Raw genomic sequence first — 14719 nt, forward strand, 5'->3', positions numbered from 1 at the left:
TTCCTCTCATTCTATTTTAAAATTTTCCATTGTATGGCTTATTTTTATTATTTTATCTCTGTAACTATTTGATTTTTCATCTGAAACTAATCTATCATATACACCAAAGTCACCCCAAAAATGCATTGGCAAAACGTAGTCTATATCAATGTTATCCATAATATAGTCTATGGCAAGTATATAATTTTCTTCAAGTCTTGGGTCAACAGGTACAAAGGCAACATCTATATGTTTTCCTTCTAATAATGCAACTTCATTTTTATATATTTCTCCCATAGATTTATTCCAATCATCTGGCTCACCATTCCAATGCCACCAGTTTAAATCACCACTGTGATATATTGTTTTATTGTCACAGTTTACAATAAATGCAACTCCCATATCATTTGACAACAATGTTTCAATGGATATGTCATCTATATTATATTTACAATGAGGAGTTACCATTATAACGTCATCAGAAATATATTTTTTATCAACATCATCAGAAAGTATAAATTTTACATTGTTGTTTCTATAATCAAATATTTTTCTGTCAAAATGGTCTCCGTGACAGTGGGAAACAAAGAAGTATATATTTTTATCATTAAATTTTTCAATGTCAAGAGAAGGTATTTTTCCGCCTTCAGTATAATAATCAAATATAAGCACATTTTTATCAGTTTCAACAGCAAATCCGCTATGGTGTATGTATGTTACGTTAATCATATTTATCCTCCTATATATAAAGATTAAGATATTTTCTCAAAAGTTCCTCAAATCCATTTTCATCAAGGCTATTACAGTACATATTAACTCTATTTAAATCTTCATCAGAAAGCATTGAAAGCTGCGTGAAATCGCCGTTAAATCCCATACGGCGAGCCATTTGATAGCGTTTCTGTTCAATTCTTGGAAGATTTAGAAAACTGTCAATATACCCTATTATTTTAGGTATATCAGTGTCCAATTTTCCTTTTACATTTTCGAGAAGGTTTATAATTTGGTCACTTGCTATGTAGCCATCACAATTTTTAATATTTTCTATTAAAAGTCGTATTTCTTCAACCTTTTCAATATCTGTACATTCTGTAAATTCGCCTTTAGACTTAAGTTCATCCATAAGAGAACCCTCTTTCACAACAAATGTGCGTAAACGAACAAAATCAGGATTTGTTTCGTTTATAACTTTTGCAGTTTCAAGGGCGTTTTCTTCCATAAATTCTTTGCCACCGGCACCAGGCATAAAATACATTGAAAGCTCTATACCTGAATTTTTTACTTTTATACCTCCCTCAATCTGTTGACTTTGGTTTGTACCTTTGTTTAATATTTTTAAAACTCTGTCAGAACCTGTCTCAAAACCGGAGTGTATTCTTGAAAGACCGGCATTTTTAAGTTCTTTGTAGCCTTCATCTGTTATTCTTGAAAGGGTATCAGCTCTACCGTAGGAAGTTATACGTTGAATTTCTGGAATTTTTTCTTTTGCATAGGAAATAATATGGGAAAGTCTATCGCTTTTAAGTACCATTGTATTTGCATCTTGAAGGAACATAGATTTCATTTTTCCAAAAGCTATCCATGTATATACCATATTATAACAGGATTTTTCCTGATATGTTTCCAATTTTTCATAGTCAGCAGTGGCTTTGTTATAGTCAACCTTGCCATTTTCAGTATATGAAAGTATCATATCTCTGTAAAAAGCCATAGCATCTATATCTTTTTTAATATCTTCTATTGTGCGTGTTTTAAAGTTGTGCCCTTTATAGAGAGTACAGAAACGACATTTATTCCATGTACAGTTTTCTGTAACTCTTAAAAGAAGACTTACAGCTTCGCTAGGTGGTCTTATAGGGCCTATATCGAATGTTTTTAAACTCATATATCCTCCTTTATAATAGATAAAATTTATGTACTTAATTTTAACTTATTATACATAAAAAGAGCAACCCTTTAGGACTGCTCTTTATAGTTTTTTTGTATTTTTTCAATTTCTTCACCAATCATATTTATTGCCATATCAATATGATTTTTTAGTGTTTCACTTTTTGCAGCTATTCTTATATGGCATTTATTCATAGGAACCATTATTTTAACAGCATTACTTTTAAATACTGCCTCTGATATAGCAGGAGTTATTTCACCACGAATACCAAAAGGAACCATAACACCCATAACACCTGTTATTATATCAGCTTCTTTTGTTAATTTTATAATGTTTTCCTCACCCCATACAGATATATTAGCTCCAGCCTTTTTCATATTTTCGCAGGCAATATCAGTTGTTCCAGCTGCAATTATATTTATATTATTAAATTTTTGGGAAATTCCTAAAACAAGACTTTTGCCAATTCCGCCGCCTTGACCGTCAATTACAAGTATGTTTATATTTTTCAAAGAGTTGCACCTTCCGATTTATGTAAATTTGAATATAAAATATTTCAAAAAAAATGATATAATTATTATATAATATTAAAATAATATTTTAAATGGAGAATTAGTAATGAAAACAAAATTTATGACACAAGAACAAAAAGTATTATATCTTACAACAGAGCCAATACCTCCTTTAATATGTCAAATGGCAGTTCCAACAATAATAAGTATGCTTGTAACAAATTTTTATAATATGGCAGATACATTTTTTGTCGGAAAAATAAATACTCAGTCAACAGCTGCCGTAGGTGTAGTATTTTCAATAATGGCACTTATACAGGCTGTTGGATTTTTCTTCGGCCATGGTTCGGGAAATTATATATCAAAAAAACTTGGTGCTAAAAAATTTGAAGATGCCTCAAAAATGGCAGCTACAGGCTTTTTTTATGCCTTTTTTGTAGGAATTTTAATATGTATAGTAGGTCTTATATTTTTAGAGCCTTTGTCTGTAATGTTGGGTTCAACACCTACAATACTTCCTTATACAAAAGATTATCTTAGTATAATACTTATAGGGACACCTTTTATAATGTCATCATTCGTTTTAAATAACCAATTAAGATATCAAGGAAGTGCTTCAATAGCAATGGCTGGTATTGTTACAGGGGCTGTTATAAATATAGGTCTTGACCCTATTCTTATATTTGGCTTTAATATGGGAATTTCGGGAGCAGCTGTTGCAACAACTGTAAGTCAGATTATAAGTTTCTTACTTCTTTTATGGGGTTGCCAAAAAGGTCAGAATATAGGTATATCAATAAAAAAATTTACACCGGGATTATATTATATAAAAGAAATATTTAAAGGAGGTTTTCCTTCTCTCTGTCGTCAAGGTCTTGCCAGTGTAGCACAAATTGCTCTAAACTTTGCGGCAGGAATATATGGTGGAGCCATGGCAGATGCAGCAATTGCCGGAATGTCCGTTGTATCAAGAGTTTCAATGTTTGCAAACTCCGCCCTTATAGGTTTTGGTCAGGGATTTCAGCCTGTTTGTGGTATGAATTATGGAGCTAAAAAGTATGATAGAGTTAGAGAAGCTTTTTGGTTCTGTGTAAAATATGCTTTTATATTCCTTGTTATAGTTTCCATTATAGGTGTAGTTTTTGCTCGACCTATTGTTACAATATTTAGAAAAGATGATATTGATGTTATAAATATAGGTACCTTTGCTTTAAAAATGCAGGCAGGAGTATTTTTCTTAAATGCATGGATAGTTATGTCAAATATGATGTTGCAATCTCTTGGAAAGGCTTTTAAGGCATCTGTTGTTGCAGCATCAAGACAGGGACTTTTTTTCCTTCCTTTAATATTTATACTTCCAAGATTTTTTGGACTTACAGGAGTACAAATATGTCAGCCTATATCCGATATATTTACTCTTATAGTATCAATACCTCTTACTCTTGGAGTTCTTAGAGAATTAAAATATCTATCAAAACAAAATGAAAAAAGTATATAAAAAAGGTATACTTTTTTGAAAATATGTGGTATACTTTCAATGTAGATGTTAAGAATACATTGAAAGAGGTGAGTTTGTATGATTTATGATATTTTAATTGCAGGAGCAGGAACTGCTGGACTTACAGCAGGAATATATGCCGGTAGAAGTGGTAAGAGTGTTTTAATATTTGAGGGTGCTTTTCCGGGTGGAGCTATTATAACATCTCCTTTTATAGAAAATTATCCAGCTATAAAAACAATAAGTGGACCAGAGTTTGCCAATGAAATGGTTCAACAGGCAGAAAATGCGGGAGCTAAAATTGTTTATGAAAAAATTATAGGTGCAGATATTGAGGGAGATATTAAAAAAATAACTACTTCAAGTGGAGAGTACTTAGGAAAAACTCTTATTATAGCAACAGGAACAGTAAGAAGAAAACTTGGTGTAAAAAATGAAGTTGAATTTACAGGCAGAGGTGTTTCATACTGTGCTTACTGTGACGGTGCATTTTTCAGAAATCAGACAGCCACTGTTGTAGGTGGAGGAAATACAGCTCTTGAGGACGCTATATATCTTGCAAATATATGTAAAAAGGTTTATATTATACACAGGAGAGATAGTTTCAAGGGAGAAGAAACTCTTTCAAAAAAAGTATTTGAGACAGAAAATATAGAATTTATTCCTGATACAGTTGTTGAAGAAATTATAGGCGATGATGTATTAAAGGAAATAAAAGTTAAAAATTTAAAAACAGGTGAATTTAAAACAATAGAGACAGAAGGTCTTTTTGTAGCAGTAGGACAAAAAGCACAGAATGAAATATTTTCACCACCTGTTGACACAGATGACAGTGGATATGTTAAAGCAACTGAAGATTGCTCAACAAATATTCCGGGAGTATATGCTGCTGGAGACTGTCGTGTAAAAACACTTAGACAATTGATTACAGCTTCAGCAGATGGTGCTGCTGCTGTAACATCAGCCACACAATATATAAATAAAATAAATGGAGGTAAATAATTATGGCAAAATATGTATGTACAGTATGTGACTATGTTTATGATGAGGCATTAGGAGATGAGGAACACGGAATTGCTCCAGGAACAAAATTCTCAGACCTTCCAGATGATTGGGAATGTCCTCTCTGCTCACAGGGAAAAGATGTTTTTGAAGAAACTGAATAAAATATAAAAAAATTTAGGCACTGCGTTAGCAGTGCCTTTTTTTACATTATTGTAAATCTTTTATTTTTTATTGTCTCAAATATAATTCTCTTTATGAAAGCTACTATATAGCTAAATATTATTACAAGAGGAACAATTATAAAGAAATAAGGTAATGTGTTTATAACTGACTCTGTTTTTTCTAAAACTGGAGGATATAAAATAGTATCAAATATATAAGATATAAGATACATATCAAGAGATAACATAGCTATATCTTGTATAAAAAACGCCAAAACTTTATTTTTAATATCCATGTCATAGAAAAGAAGAAATATAAATAAAGTTACAATTAATGTAGGTAAAGCATTGTAACCACCAAGACAACCCCAATTAAAATGAACACCATAGCAACATTTATATGTTATAACAGCTTCAATAAAACATATTGCAAGTATCACAATAGCACATATCCATTTTTTTATTTTTATAGGATACTCTTTGATATATCTTCCTAAAAAGTAGTAAGTTATAGGATACATATCAATCCAATAATCAGGTATAAGTTTTAAACCTGATTTTAAATTAAAAACAGGAGGAAGAGCTGTTGAAAACAATAAAACTCCTAAAAGTAATGATTTATGTCCTTTTGTTTTAAGATTATCATAAAGGAGATTTAAAAAAGGTATAAGTAGGAAAAGACCTATATACATTTCAATATACCATGCATAATTTGAAGCACTGTAATTGAATATAGTCATTATCCATTGAATTATACTCTGTTTTTCTCCTAAATATGTTATTTTAAATATTATTGTTATTACACATATAAAGACATAAGATATAAGTATAGGAATTATACTTTTATAGTGGTCTTTATTTATTTTTCTTTTGCCGTTAAGATAGCCTGTAAGAAGCATGAAAAGAGGAACACAGGTGAAAAAAAGCCATCTCATGTTGAGCATTATAAACATTCTTTTTCCTTGAACAGGATATGTATAAAAACCATTGTTAAGAAAAAAGTGTACACAAGGCACAAATAAAAATGCTACAAAACGGACTATATCTATGCCAAGAACTCTTTTATTTTCCATAACAAAACAAACTCCTTAAATTCTGTTATCTTTTTCTATAACTGCATCAACAGCACTTATAATACTACTTTCAAAACTATCTTTTAAGAGTGAAGATACACCTTCTATTGTTGTTCCACCAGGAGAACAAACTCTGTCAACTAATGCCCAAGGGTGTTCGTCACTTTCAATAACCATTTTTGCACTTCCAAGTACAGAATTAGCAGCTATTTCAAGGGCTTGAGATTTAGTCAAACCATGTTTTACACCAGCACGAGCAAGGGAGTCAATATAAATATATGCAAAGGCAGGAGAAGCTCCAGCAATAGCACTAAATACTCCAAATTTATCTTCAGCTATTTCTGTAACACTTCCTATTGTTTTAAATATTTCTTTTACAGTTTCTATATCTTCTTTTGTTGTGTTTTTGTTTCCGCATATTCCAGAAACAGAAGAACCAACAACAGCATTTATATTAGGCATAACTCTTGCTATTTTTGTTTCTTCACCAAAAAGATTTTCAAGATATTCTGTTGTTTTTCCTGCTGCAAGGGATATTACAAGAGGTTTTTCTTTTAATATAATATCTTTTATAAAAGGTGCAACTTCAGCTAATATATGAGGTTTTACACCTAAAATAACAACATCACAGCCGCTAACAGCATCATTATAATTTTCACATATATTTATACCACATTCATCAGCAAGTTTTTTTGCTGATATATTTGTTTTACTGATAGCAAATATATCCTTTGGAGAGACAGTATTTTTTCCAGAAACCATGCCTCTTATTATTGCTCCAGCCATATTTCCAGTACCTATAAAACAATATTTCATGTATAATCAGCTCCTTTTTTACAAAATCCAATGTATAAATAATATCACATAAAAAGTTTTTTTTACAGTACAAATAAATATACATAATATGGTTTGTTTGAATTTATAGTTGTATTTTGTTATAATAAAACTTAAATCTTTTTAATGAAAATTGGGGGATTTAGTTGAAATATCAAACAAAAGGCTTTGAAGGGAGAAAAAATAGATGAAAATTAAAGATATTTTAAACAGTAAAAAGGTAACTCTTTCATATGAAGTATTTCCGCCAAAGGCAGGTGCTTCATTTGAGCCAGTAATAAATGCCGTTGATGAGCTTTGTAAAGATAAACCAGATTTTATGAGTGTTACATATGGAGCTGGCGGTGGAACAAGTAATAATACAGTAAAAATTGCTTCACATATTCAGAATGATTTAGGAGTAACAGCTCTTGCACATCTTACATGTGTTTCTTCAACAAAAGAACAGGTTGCAAAAGCCATTGATGAAATAAAAGCAAACGGAATTGAAAATATACTTGCATTAAGAGGAGATATTCCAAAGGGTGGAGAATATCCTGTGGGAGAATATTATAAATATGCTTCAGAACTTGTAAAAGAAATTAAATCAAAGGGAGATTTTTGTGTTGGAGCAGCTTGTTATCCAGAAGGTCACACAGAGTGTGAGCATAAAGCTGATGATATAAGAAATCTTAAAATAAAAGTTGATAGTGGTGTAGATTTCCTTACAACACAGATGTTCTTTGATAACAATGTTCTTTACAACTTCCTTTATAGAATAAGAGAACAGGGCATAACAGTTCCTGTAATAGCAGGAATAATGCCTGTAACAAACGGAAAACAGATTTCAAGAATATGCCAGCTTTCAGGAACATATCTTCCAGCAAGATTTAAAGCAATAGTTGATAAATTTGGAGATAATCCAGAAGCTATGAAACAGGCTGGAATTGCCTATGCAACAGACCAGATTATAGACCTTGTAGCAAATGGAGTTAAGGGAATACATATATATACAATGAATAAACCTGATATTGCTGAAAGTATAAAGAAAAATCTTTCATATATAATAGGGGACAATCAGTAATGGACATAAAAAGAAGTGAAGTATTAAGATATTTAGGCTATGGCAGAAATAAGGCTGATGAAAAAGTTATGAATGCTGTTGAGGAATGTATAGACCTTGTTATGAAAGCAGCAGACATGAAAAGTATATATCGTATATTTGACCTTTCGGTATCAGAAAATACAATAACAATAGACGGAAATTTTAAGACAGAGAGCAAAAATTTATCAAAAAATCTTAAAGGTTGTGAAAAAATAGTTTTATTTGGAGCAACCCTTGGAACAGGTGTAGATATGCTTATAAAACGCTACTCAAGAATTGACATGAGTTATGCAGTTATAATACAAGCTGTGTCCGCTACAATAATTGAAGAATATTGTGATATATGCCAAAGAGAAATAGAAAATAAACTGGCTATGGAAAATAAATTTGTTCGTCCAAGATTTTCTCCGGGTTATGGAGATTTTTCTATAAATCATCAGAAAGATATTATAAATATGCTTGACTGTCCAAGAAAAATTGGTCTTATGCTTACAGAAAGCCTTATGCTTGTGCCTTCAAAATCTGTTACAGCTGTTATGGGCATTTCATCGGAAAAACAGGATTGTCATATAAAAGGCTGTGAGGAATGTTCAAAACTTGACTGTAAATACAGAAGGAGTTGAAATTTTGAGTATATTAGATATTTTAGGAAAAAGAATAGTATTTTTTGACGGTGGAACAGGAACACTTTTACAGGAAAAAGGATTACAGGCAGGAGAAGTGCCAGAACTTTGGAATATAAATCGACCTGATGACATTGTTGATATTCATAAAAAATATTTTGAAGCAGGGGCAGACATTGTTCTTGCCAATACATTTGGAGGAAACTCTATAAAACTTCATGATACAGATAAAACAGTTGAAGAAATAGTTAAAGCTGCTGTAAATAATGTAAAAAAAGCCGCTTGTGAAAGTGGTATAACAGATAGACCTCTTTTCTGTGCCCTTGATATGGGACCAACAGGAAAGCTCTTAGAACCTATGGGCGACCTTGATTTTGATGATGCCTATGAAGCTTTTAAGGAAATGGCTGTTTGTGGTGAAAAGGCAGGAGCAGACATTATACTTATAGAGACTATGAGCGACACTTACGAGCTTAAAGCCGCTGTTCTTGCAGCTAAAGAAAATACAAAACTTCCTGTTTTTGCAACAGTTGTATTTGATGAAAAAGGAAAACTTTTAACAGGTGGAAATGTTAAAGCTGTTGTTGCAATGCTTGAAGGACTTGGTGTTGACGCTTTAGGTATAAACTGTGGTTTAGGCCCTATTCAGATGAAAGATATAGCCCTTGAGATATTAAAAGAAGCCTCAATCCCTGTAATAGTAAATCCAAATGCAGGACTCCCAAGAAATGAAAATGGAAAAACAGTATATGATGTTACACCGGAAAAATTTTCAGATGTTATGAAAGAAATAGCAGAGGCTGGAGCTTGGATAATAGGCGGCTGTTGTGGAACAACACCGGAACATATATCACTTTTAAATAAAAAGTGTGGAGATATAACACCAAAAAAAATCGAGCCTAAAAATAAAACTGTTGTGACATCTTATGCAAGAGCTGTTGAAATAAATGATATACCTGTAATAATAGGTGAAAGAATAAATCCAACAGGAAAATCAAGATTTAAACAGGCTTTAAGAGAAAATGACATTGATTATATATTAAAAGAAGGCTTTGCACAGCAAAAAAACGGAGCTCATATACTTGATGTAAACGTTGGACTTCCTGATATAGATGAAGTTTCAATGATAGAAGCAGTTACAAAAGAACTTCAAAGTGTAATAGACCTTCCTTTACAGATAGATACATCAAATACAGAGGCTATGGAAAAAGCTTTACGCCATTATAATGGAAAAGCTATGATAAACTCTGTAAATGGTAAAAAAGAGTCTATGGAAGCAGTATTCCCTCTTGTAAAGAGATACGGCGGTGTTGTTGTAGGTCTTACATTAGACGAAAGTGGTATTCCTGAAACAGCCGAGGGAAGATATGCTGTTGCAGAAAAGATTGTAAAGACAGCAGAAAGCTATGGAATAAATAAAAAAGATATTGTTATTGATGTTCTCTGTATGACAGTAAGTTCTGATAATAAATCAGCTATGGTAACTCTTGAGGCATTAAAAATGGTTAAAGAGAGACTTGGAGTAAGAACAATACTTGGAGTATCAAACATATCTTTCGGACTTCCACAGAGGGAAATAATAAACTCAAACTTTTATACTATGGCACTTATGGCAGGGCTTGACAGTGCCATAATAAACCCTGGTTCAGAAGTTATGATGAAGTCATATTATTCATATAAGGCTTTAGCTGGAAAAGATGAAAACTGTGTTGATTATATAGAAAAATATTCAGGAGAACAGTCAAAAGCACCTGTAAAACAGCAGACTTCAGGTGATATGACTTTAGGGGAGACAATAGAAAAAGGATTTAAAGACCAAGCAGGATTAATTGCCCTTGAAATGACAAAGACAATGAAACCTCTTGATATTATAAATTCTGAGCTTATACCTGCCTTAGACAAAGTTGGAAAAGGTTTTGAGAAGGGAACAATATTCCTTCCACAGCTTTTAATGTCTGCTGAGGCTGCAAAATCAGCTTTTGAGTCAGTTAAAACAGCTATGGATAAAATAGGAGAAGTCCAACAGAAAAAAGGTAAAGTTATACTTGCCACAGTAAAAGGTGATATACATGATATAGGAAAGAATATTGTAAAAGTATTACTTGAAAATTATAGCTTTGAAGTTTACGATTTGGGAAAAGATGTGCCAATAGAAAAGGTAGTTGAAACAGCTATTGAGCATGATATAAAACTTGTGGGACTTAGTGCCCTTATGACAACAACAGTAACAAGTATGGAAGAAACAATAAAAGCCCTCAGAGATAAAAAGCCAGACTGTAAAGTAATGGTTGGAGGGGCAGTTTTAACACAGGAGTATGCAGATATGATAGGAGCTGACCATTATTCTAAAGATGCAATGGCGTCAGTATATTATGCAGAAAAAGTTTTATGTAGTTGTGATTGTTGTAAATAAAATAATAAAATAAAAAATTGGGGAAATCGAATTTTTTACGATTTCCCTTTTTTTGAAAGGGTGTGTTAATGATGAATAGAGTTATAAAAAGAGTTTGTTCAGTATATTTTAGTCCAACAGATACAACAAAAAAAGTTGTAAGTACAATAAGTGAAACTTTAGGTAATAAATTATTATTGCCTGTTGAAGTATTTGATTTTACTTTGCCAAAAGGAAGGGAAAAACCGCTTAAATTTAATGAAAATGATATTGTAGTTATAGGTACACCAGTGTATGCAGGGAGAGTTCCAAATGTTTTATTAAAATTTCTTGATACAATGGAGGGAGAGGGAGCAATCTCAATTCCAGTTGTAGTTTTTGGTAATAGAAATTATGATGAAGCTCTTTTTGAGCTCTGTGAAATATGCAATAAATCGGGAATGAAAAATATTTCTGCCGGTGGATTTGTTGGAGAGCACGCTTTTTCATACATATTAGGAAAAGGAAGACCAGATAAAGATGATGTGGATAAAATAAAAAAATTTGCCCTGTTGATAAGTGAAAAAATAGAAAAGACAGGGGATAATTTTGATAATATAGTTGTTGACGGTGGACCTGTGAAAAAATATTACAAACCACAGGATGAGTTTGGAAATTTTATTGATATAAGAAAAGTAAAACCTAAAGTAAATGAAAATTGTAATAATTGTAAGAAGTGTGTTTATGTATGTCCAATGGGTTCAATAAGCATTGAAAATGTAAGAGAATATACAGGAATATGTATAAAATGTGGAGCTTGTATAAAAAAGTGTCCTAAAAATGCAAGATATTATGATGATGAGGGGTATTTGTATCATAAAATGGACCTTGAGAAAAGTTTTGAGAGAAGAGCAGAAATAAAAATCTTTGTATAGTATGTTTATTAACTTAATTTTAACTTTATTTTAACATGTATTTAAAGACTAACTGTATATTTATTTGTATACTAGAATTACTATAATAAATTGCAGGAGGTACAATATGAATACAAGAAGATTAAAAGATTTTACAGCCGGAGCTATACTTACAGCAGTTATTGTTGGAGGAGTTACAGTAGGTTACGCAAAAGTTGCACAGACAAGTATTCCAGTAACATATAATAATATAAAAGTTATTGTTGATGGAAAACAGCTTGTTACAGAAAAAGAACCTTTTATATATGACGGTACAACATATTTACCTGTAAGAGCTGTTGGAGAAGCAGTAGGAAAAACAGTAGGTTGGGACGGAAAAACAAATACAGTAACACTTTCAAGCACAGGAAATAGTGGAGCAATAACACTTCCAGGAAATATCTATGATGATGATTATGATGATAGATATGACGATGATAAGTATGATGACGATTATGACGATATCTATGATGATGATTATGATGACAGATACGACGACGATTATGACGACAGATATGACGATGACGACGATGACGATGATGACAGATATGATGATTAATAATTAAATATTGTTAGAATTATAAAAGCAGCCTAAAGGCTGCTTTTATTTTAAATTATGCACAAAATAAATATATATTTTTTGTGGAAAAATAAAGAAAAATATTAGCACTCACCTATTGACAGTGCTAACAAAAAGTATTATAGTATATTCAGAACAAAGGAAAAGGTTAAAAGATATAACCTACTTTGTTAATATAAAATTTTATAAAAAATCAACACCCTCGGATTTCTCCGACAGTGCTAAAAATTAACGTAATTAAAATGTCTTTTGAAAGGAGATATGACTTATGATGATGCCTAGTATTTTTGGAGAAAACTTATTTAATGATGATTTTATGGATTTTCCTTTTGAAAAAGAATTTTTTGGAAAAAGAAATCCTCTGTATGGAAAACATGCAAAAAATATGATGAAAACTGATGTACGTGAGACAGAAGAAAGCTATGAAGTAGACATTGATTTACCGGGATTTAATAAAGATGAAATCAGCGTAAAACTTGAAAATGGTTATATGACTGTGTCAGCTGCAAAAGGTCTTGATAAAGAAGAAAAAGATGATAAAGGTAGATATATAAGACAAGAACGTTATGCAGGTTCAATGACAAGAAGTTTTTATGTTGGTGAAACACTTAAAACAGAAGACATCAAAGCTAAATACGAAAATGGTATTTTAAAACTTTCAATGCCTAAAAAACAGCCTGAAGCTGTTGAACATACAAATTATATACAGATTGAGGGATAACCCATAATAAAAAACATTAATAAATTTTTTAAGGACATCACATAAATGTGATGTCCTTTTTTTATAAGTCATAGTATAAAAAAAAGTACATATATTTAATATGAAAACAATTTAAGGAAGTGCCTTTTGTTTGAAAAATTATATTGAAGAAAGGGCAGTGGAGATTGCAAATTTCATAGTAAATTCAAATGCCACAGTAAGGGAGACAGCGAAAAAATTTGGTATAAGTAAAAGTACAGTACATAAGGACATAACGGACAGGGTAACAAAAATAAATCCGTCCCTTGCCCATGATGTGAGAAAAATACTTGAAATAAATAAGGCTGAAAGACATATAAGAGGTGGAATGGCAACAAAAAGAAAGTATATGAATAAAAAGTAAAAAAAGTGTGCTGATTTAATCAGCACACTTTTTAATTGTTGTTATTTTCGTTTTCAATTTTAATTTCACCATGTTCATTTTCAAATTCAGATATACATTTTTTTATTAAATATAATATCTGACCATTTCCAGAACGTCCCTCATATTTTGAAATATAGTGTAATTTATAATGCAATTCATCTTCAATTCGTATTCCTAAATGTTTCATATAACACCTCTATAATACTTATTTTAAGTACATAATAAGTACTATTTGTGTTATAATGTTTAATATGTACTTAAAATAAGTACATAAAATTTTAAAATAAGATAATCCAATATAAAAATAGCAGTAATTTATTTGTTTATAAGTTCTATTGTTCCATGCTCTCTTTCAAATTCTTCAATATGTTTTTTTATCAACTGTTCTATTTCTTTATTTTTTGTTCTTCCTTCAAACTCTGCTATATATTGTAATTTATCAAGAAGAATTCTGTTTATTCTTAATGTAAATCTTGGAAGATTATCTTTCATTAAAAAATCACCTCAATGACTAAGTATTGACGCAATTATAATATTATATTATAATCATTAATTAAAAATGACGCAGTTTTGACGCAATATATTTATATATATAATTTTAAAGACTGGTTGGGACTTCGTCCCAAACCCTACAAACTTTTTTGAAAAAAAGTTTGACAAAAAACTTTAAAAATTTAAGGGTGGGGATAAACTATGAAAATTGCTATTGTTGGTTCAAGAAATATTAATGTTGATAACATTGAAAAATATTTACCTGAAAATATAACAGAAATAATTTCAGGTGGTGCAAAAGGAGTTGATACCTGTGCAAAAAAATATGCTCTTGAAAAAAATATAAAATTCAAAGAATTTATTCCACAATATAACCATTACAGAAAATATGCACCACTAAAAAGAAATATTGATATTATAGAATATTCCGACAAAATTTTAATATTTTGGGACGGAAAAAGTAGAGGCACAAAATTTGTAATAGAAGAATGTAAAAAAAGAAATGCTGATTTTATTGTATATATAAAATAGTCCATATGGTA

18 protein-coding genes are annotated in these 14719 nt (G+C 31.0%); 11 read left to right on the top strand and 7 right to left on the bottom strand.

Going from position 1 to position 14719, the window contains the following annotated elements; genetic code table 11:
* Window positions 1-6 precede the first annotated feature (6 nt).
* The 3 genes from B5E58_RS04815 to B5E58_RS04825 form a co-directional block, all read right to left on the bottom strand.
* Window positions 7-708 carry an MBL fold metallo-hydrolase gene (locus B5E58_RS04815; RefSeq protein ID WP_088108559.1) on the bottom strand — a complete coding sequence of 234 codons (702 nt, stop codon included), beginning with the start codon at window positions 706-708 and terminating at the stop codon, window positions 7-9.
* A gap of 10 nt (window positions 709-718) precedes the next feature.
* Window positions 719-1864 (bottom strand): radical SAM protein, encoded by a 1146-nt coding sequence (locus tag B5E58_RS04820; protein WP_088108560.1) that lies wholly within the window; start codon window positions 1862-1864, stop codon window positions 719-721.
* 71 nt (window positions 1865-1935) lie between these two features.
* The gene (locus B5E58_RS04825; RefSeq protein WP_158097667.1) at window positions 1936-2379 is read right to left on the bottom strand and encodes a DUF3842 family protein; all 444 of its coding nucleotides are present in this window, start codon (window positions 2377-2379) and stop codon (window positions 1936-1938) included.
* A gap of 106 nt (window positions 2380-2485) precedes the next feature.
* On the opposite strand from B5E58_RS04825, the gene B5E58_RS04830 reads away from it, so the two are divergent.
* The 3 genes from B5E58_RS04830 to B5E58_RS04840 all read left to right on the top strand — a co-directional run bounded on the left by B5E58_RS04830 (window position 2486) and on the right by B5E58_RS04840 (window position 5043).
* The gene (locus B5E58_RS04830; RefSeq protein ID WP_242956599.1) at window positions 2486-3877 is read left to right on the top strand and encodes an MATE family efflux transporter; all 1392 of its coding nucleotides are present in this window, start codon (window positions 2486-2488) and stop codon (window positions 3875-3877) included.
* A gap of 78 nt (window positions 3878-3955) precedes the next feature.
* Complete coding sequence (locus B5E58_RS04835; protein WP_242956600.1) at window positions 3956-4879, top strand: NAD(P)/FAD-dependent oxidoreductase; 924 nt, start codon at window positions 3956-3958, stop codon at window positions 4877-4879.
* 2 nt (window positions 4880-4881) lie between these two features.
* Window positions 4882-5043, top strand: a complete 162-nt coding sequence (locus B5E58_RS04840; RefSeq protein ID WP_088108562.1) for a rubredoxin — start codon at window positions 4882-4884, stop codon at window positions 5041-5043.
* 41 nt (window positions 5044-5084) lie between these two features.
* Here the strand turns inward: B5E58_RS04840 and B5E58_RS04845 are convergent, their stop codons facing one another.
* Window positions 5085-6116, bottom strand: coding sequence for an acyltransferase (locus B5E58_RS04845; RefSeq protein ID WP_088108563.1), 1032 nt, complete (start codon window positions 6114-6116; stop codon window positions 5085-5087).
* Between the two features lie 15 nt (window positions 6117-6131).
* On the bottom strand, window positions 6132-6932 hold the full coding sequence (gene proC, locus B5E58_RS04850; RefSeq protein ID WP_088108564.1) for a pyrroline-5-carboxylate reductase: 801 nt from the start codon (window positions 6930-6932) through the stop codon (window positions 6132-6134).
* A 205-nt stretch (window positions 6933-7137) separates the two neighbouring features.
* Here proC and metF point away from each other — a divergent pair, with 205 nt between their 5' ends.
* From metF to spoIIID, 7 genes are all read left to right on the top strand, one after another.
* Window positions 7138-8013 carry a methylenetetrahydrofolate reductase [NAD(P)H] gene (metF, locus tag B5E58_RS04855; RefSeq protein ID WP_088108565.1) on the top strand — a complete coding sequence of 292 codons (876 nt, stop codon included), beginning with the start codon at window positions 7138-7140 and terminating at the stop codon, window positions 8011-8013.
* Window positions 8013-8657, top strand: coding sequence for a vitamin B12 dependent-methionine synthase activation domain-containing protein (locus tag B5E58_RS04860; RefSeq protein WP_088108566.1), 645 nt, complete (start codon window positions 8013-8015; stop codon window positions 8655-8657). Before metF ends, B5E58_RS04860 begins: the two co-directional genes overlap by 1 nt.
* Before the next feature lie 4 nt (window positions 8658-8661).
* The gene (locus tag B5E58_RS04865) at window positions 8662-11070 is read left to right on the top strand and encodes a homocysteine S-methyltransferase family protein (protein ID WP_088108737.1); all 2409 of its coding nucleotides are present in this window, start codon (window positions 8662-8664) and stop codon (window positions 11068-11070) included.
* 71 nt (window positions 11071-11141) lie between these two features.
* Entirely contained in the window at window positions 11142-11963 is an 822-nt protein-coding gene (locus B5E58_RS04870; protein WP_088108738.1) for an EFR1 family ferrodoxin, read from the top strand.
* 106 nt (window positions 11964-12069) lie between these two features.
* Window positions 12070-12540 carry a stalk domain-containing protein gene (locus tag B5E58_RS04875; RefSeq protein ID WP_088108567.1) on the top strand — a complete coding sequence of 157 codons (471 nt, stop codon included), beginning with the start codon at window positions 12070-12072 and terminating at the stop codon, window positions 12538-12540.
* 289 nt (window positions 12541-12829) lie between these two features.
* Window positions 12830-13282 (top strand): Hsp20/alpha crystallin family protein, encoded by a 453-nt coding sequence (locus B5E58_RS04880; RefSeq protein ID WP_088108568.1) that lies wholly within the window; start codon window positions 12830-12832, stop codon window positions 13280-13282.
* A 130-nt stretch (window positions 13283-13412) separates the two neighbouring features.
* A complete protein-coding gene (gene spoIIID / locus B5E58_RS04885; RefSeq protein ID WP_088108569.1) occupies window positions 13413-13664 on the top strand; it encodes a sporulation transcriptional regulator SpoIIID in 252 nt (83 codons plus the stop codon).
* 31 nt (window positions 13665-13695) lie between these two features.
* Here spoIIID and B5E58_RS13635 read toward each other — a convergent pair whose 3' ends face one another.
* Both B5E58_RS13635 and B5E58_RS13340 read right to left on the bottom strand, forming a co-directional pair.
* Complete coding sequence (locus B5E58_RS13635) at window positions 13696-13872, bottom strand: hypothetical protein (RefSeq protein ID WP_164493543.1); 177 nt, start codon at window positions 13870-13872, stop codon at window positions 13696-13698.
* Window positions 13873-14000: 128 nt separating this feature from the next.
* Complete coding sequence (locus tag B5E58_RS13340) at window positions 14001-14177, bottom strand: Arc family DNA-binding protein (protein WP_143597235.1); 177 nt, start codon at window positions 14175-14177, stop codon at window positions 14001-14003.
* Window positions 14178-14378: 201 nt separating this feature from the next.
* On the opposite strand from B5E58_RS13340, the gene B5E58_RS04890 reads away from it, so the two are divergent.
* Complete coding sequence (locus B5E58_RS04890; protein ID WP_088108570.1) at window positions 14379-14708, top strand: DNA-processing protein DprA; 330 nt, start codon at window positions 14379-14381, stop codon at window positions 14706-14708.
* The last annotated feature ends 11 nt before the right edge of the window (window positions 14709-14719 follow it).

It is taken from the genome of Tyzzerella sp. An114 (assembly GCF_002161055.1).
In the GTDB taxonomy this organism is placed as follows: domain Bacteria; phylum Bacillota; class Clostridia; order Lachnospirales; family Anaerotignaceae; genus Fimicola; species Fimicola cottocaccae.

Bases quoted from the DNA above. Each gene is read 5' to 3' on its own strand.
- B5E58_RS04845 (WP_088108563.1), bottom strand. From the start codon at position 6,116: ATGGAAAATAAAAGAGTTCTTGGCATAGATATAGTCCGTTTTGTAGCA.
- B5E58_RS04875 (WP_088108567.1), top strand. From the start codon at position 12,070: ATGAATACAAGAAGATTAAAAGATTTTACAGCCGGAGCTATACTTACA.
- B5E58_RS13635 (WP_164493543.1), bottom strand. From the start codon at position 13,872: ATGAAACATTTAGGAATACGAATTGAAGATGAATTGCATTATAAATTA.
- B5E58_RS04815 (WP_088108559.1), bottom strand. From the start codon at position 708: ATGATTAACGTAACATACATACACCATAGCGGATTTGCTGTTGAAACT.
- B5E58_RS04835 (WP_242956600.1), top strand. From the start codon at position 3,956: ATGATTTATGATATTTTAATTGCAGGAGCAGGAACTGCTGGACTTACA.
- B5E58_RS04830 (WP_242956599.1), top strand. From the start codon at position 2,486: ATGAAAACAAAATTTATGACACAAGAACAAAAAGTATTATATCTTACA.
- B5E58_RS04880 (WP_088108568.1), top strand. From the start codon at position 12,830: ATGATGATGCCTAGTATTTTTGGAGAAAACTTATTTAATGATGATTTT.
- B5E58_RS13340 (WP_143597235.1), bottom strand. From the start codon at position 14,177: ATGAAAGATAATCTTCCAAGATTTACATTAAGAATAAACAGAATTCTT.
- metF (WP_088108565.1), top strand. From the start codon at position 7,138: ATGAAAATTAAAGATATTTTAAACAGTAAAAAGGTAACTCTTTCATAT.
- B5E58_RS04870 (WP_088108738.1), top strand. From the start codon at position 11,142: ATGAATAGAGTTATAAAAAGAGTTTGTTCAGTATATTTTAGTCCAACA.
- B5E58_RS04890 (WP_088108570.1), top strand. From the start codon at position 14,379: ATGAAAATTGCTATTGTTGGTTCAAGAAATATTAATGTTGATAACATT.
- proC (WP_088108564.1), bottom strand. From the start codon at position 6,932: ATGAAATATTGTTTTATAGGTACTGGAAATATGGCTGGAGCAATAATA.
- B5E58_RS04860 (WP_088108566.1), top strand. From the start codon at position 8,013: ATGGACATAAAAAGAAGTGAAGTATTAAGATATTTAGGCTATGGCAGA.
- B5E58_RS04820 (WP_088108560.1), bottom strand. From the start codon at position 1,864: ATGAGTTTAAAAACATTCGATATAGGCCCTATAAGACCACCTAGCGAA.
- B5E58_RS04840 (WP_088108562.1), top strand. From the start codon at position 4,882: ATGGCAAAATATGTATGTACAGTATGTGACTATGTTTATGATGAGGCA.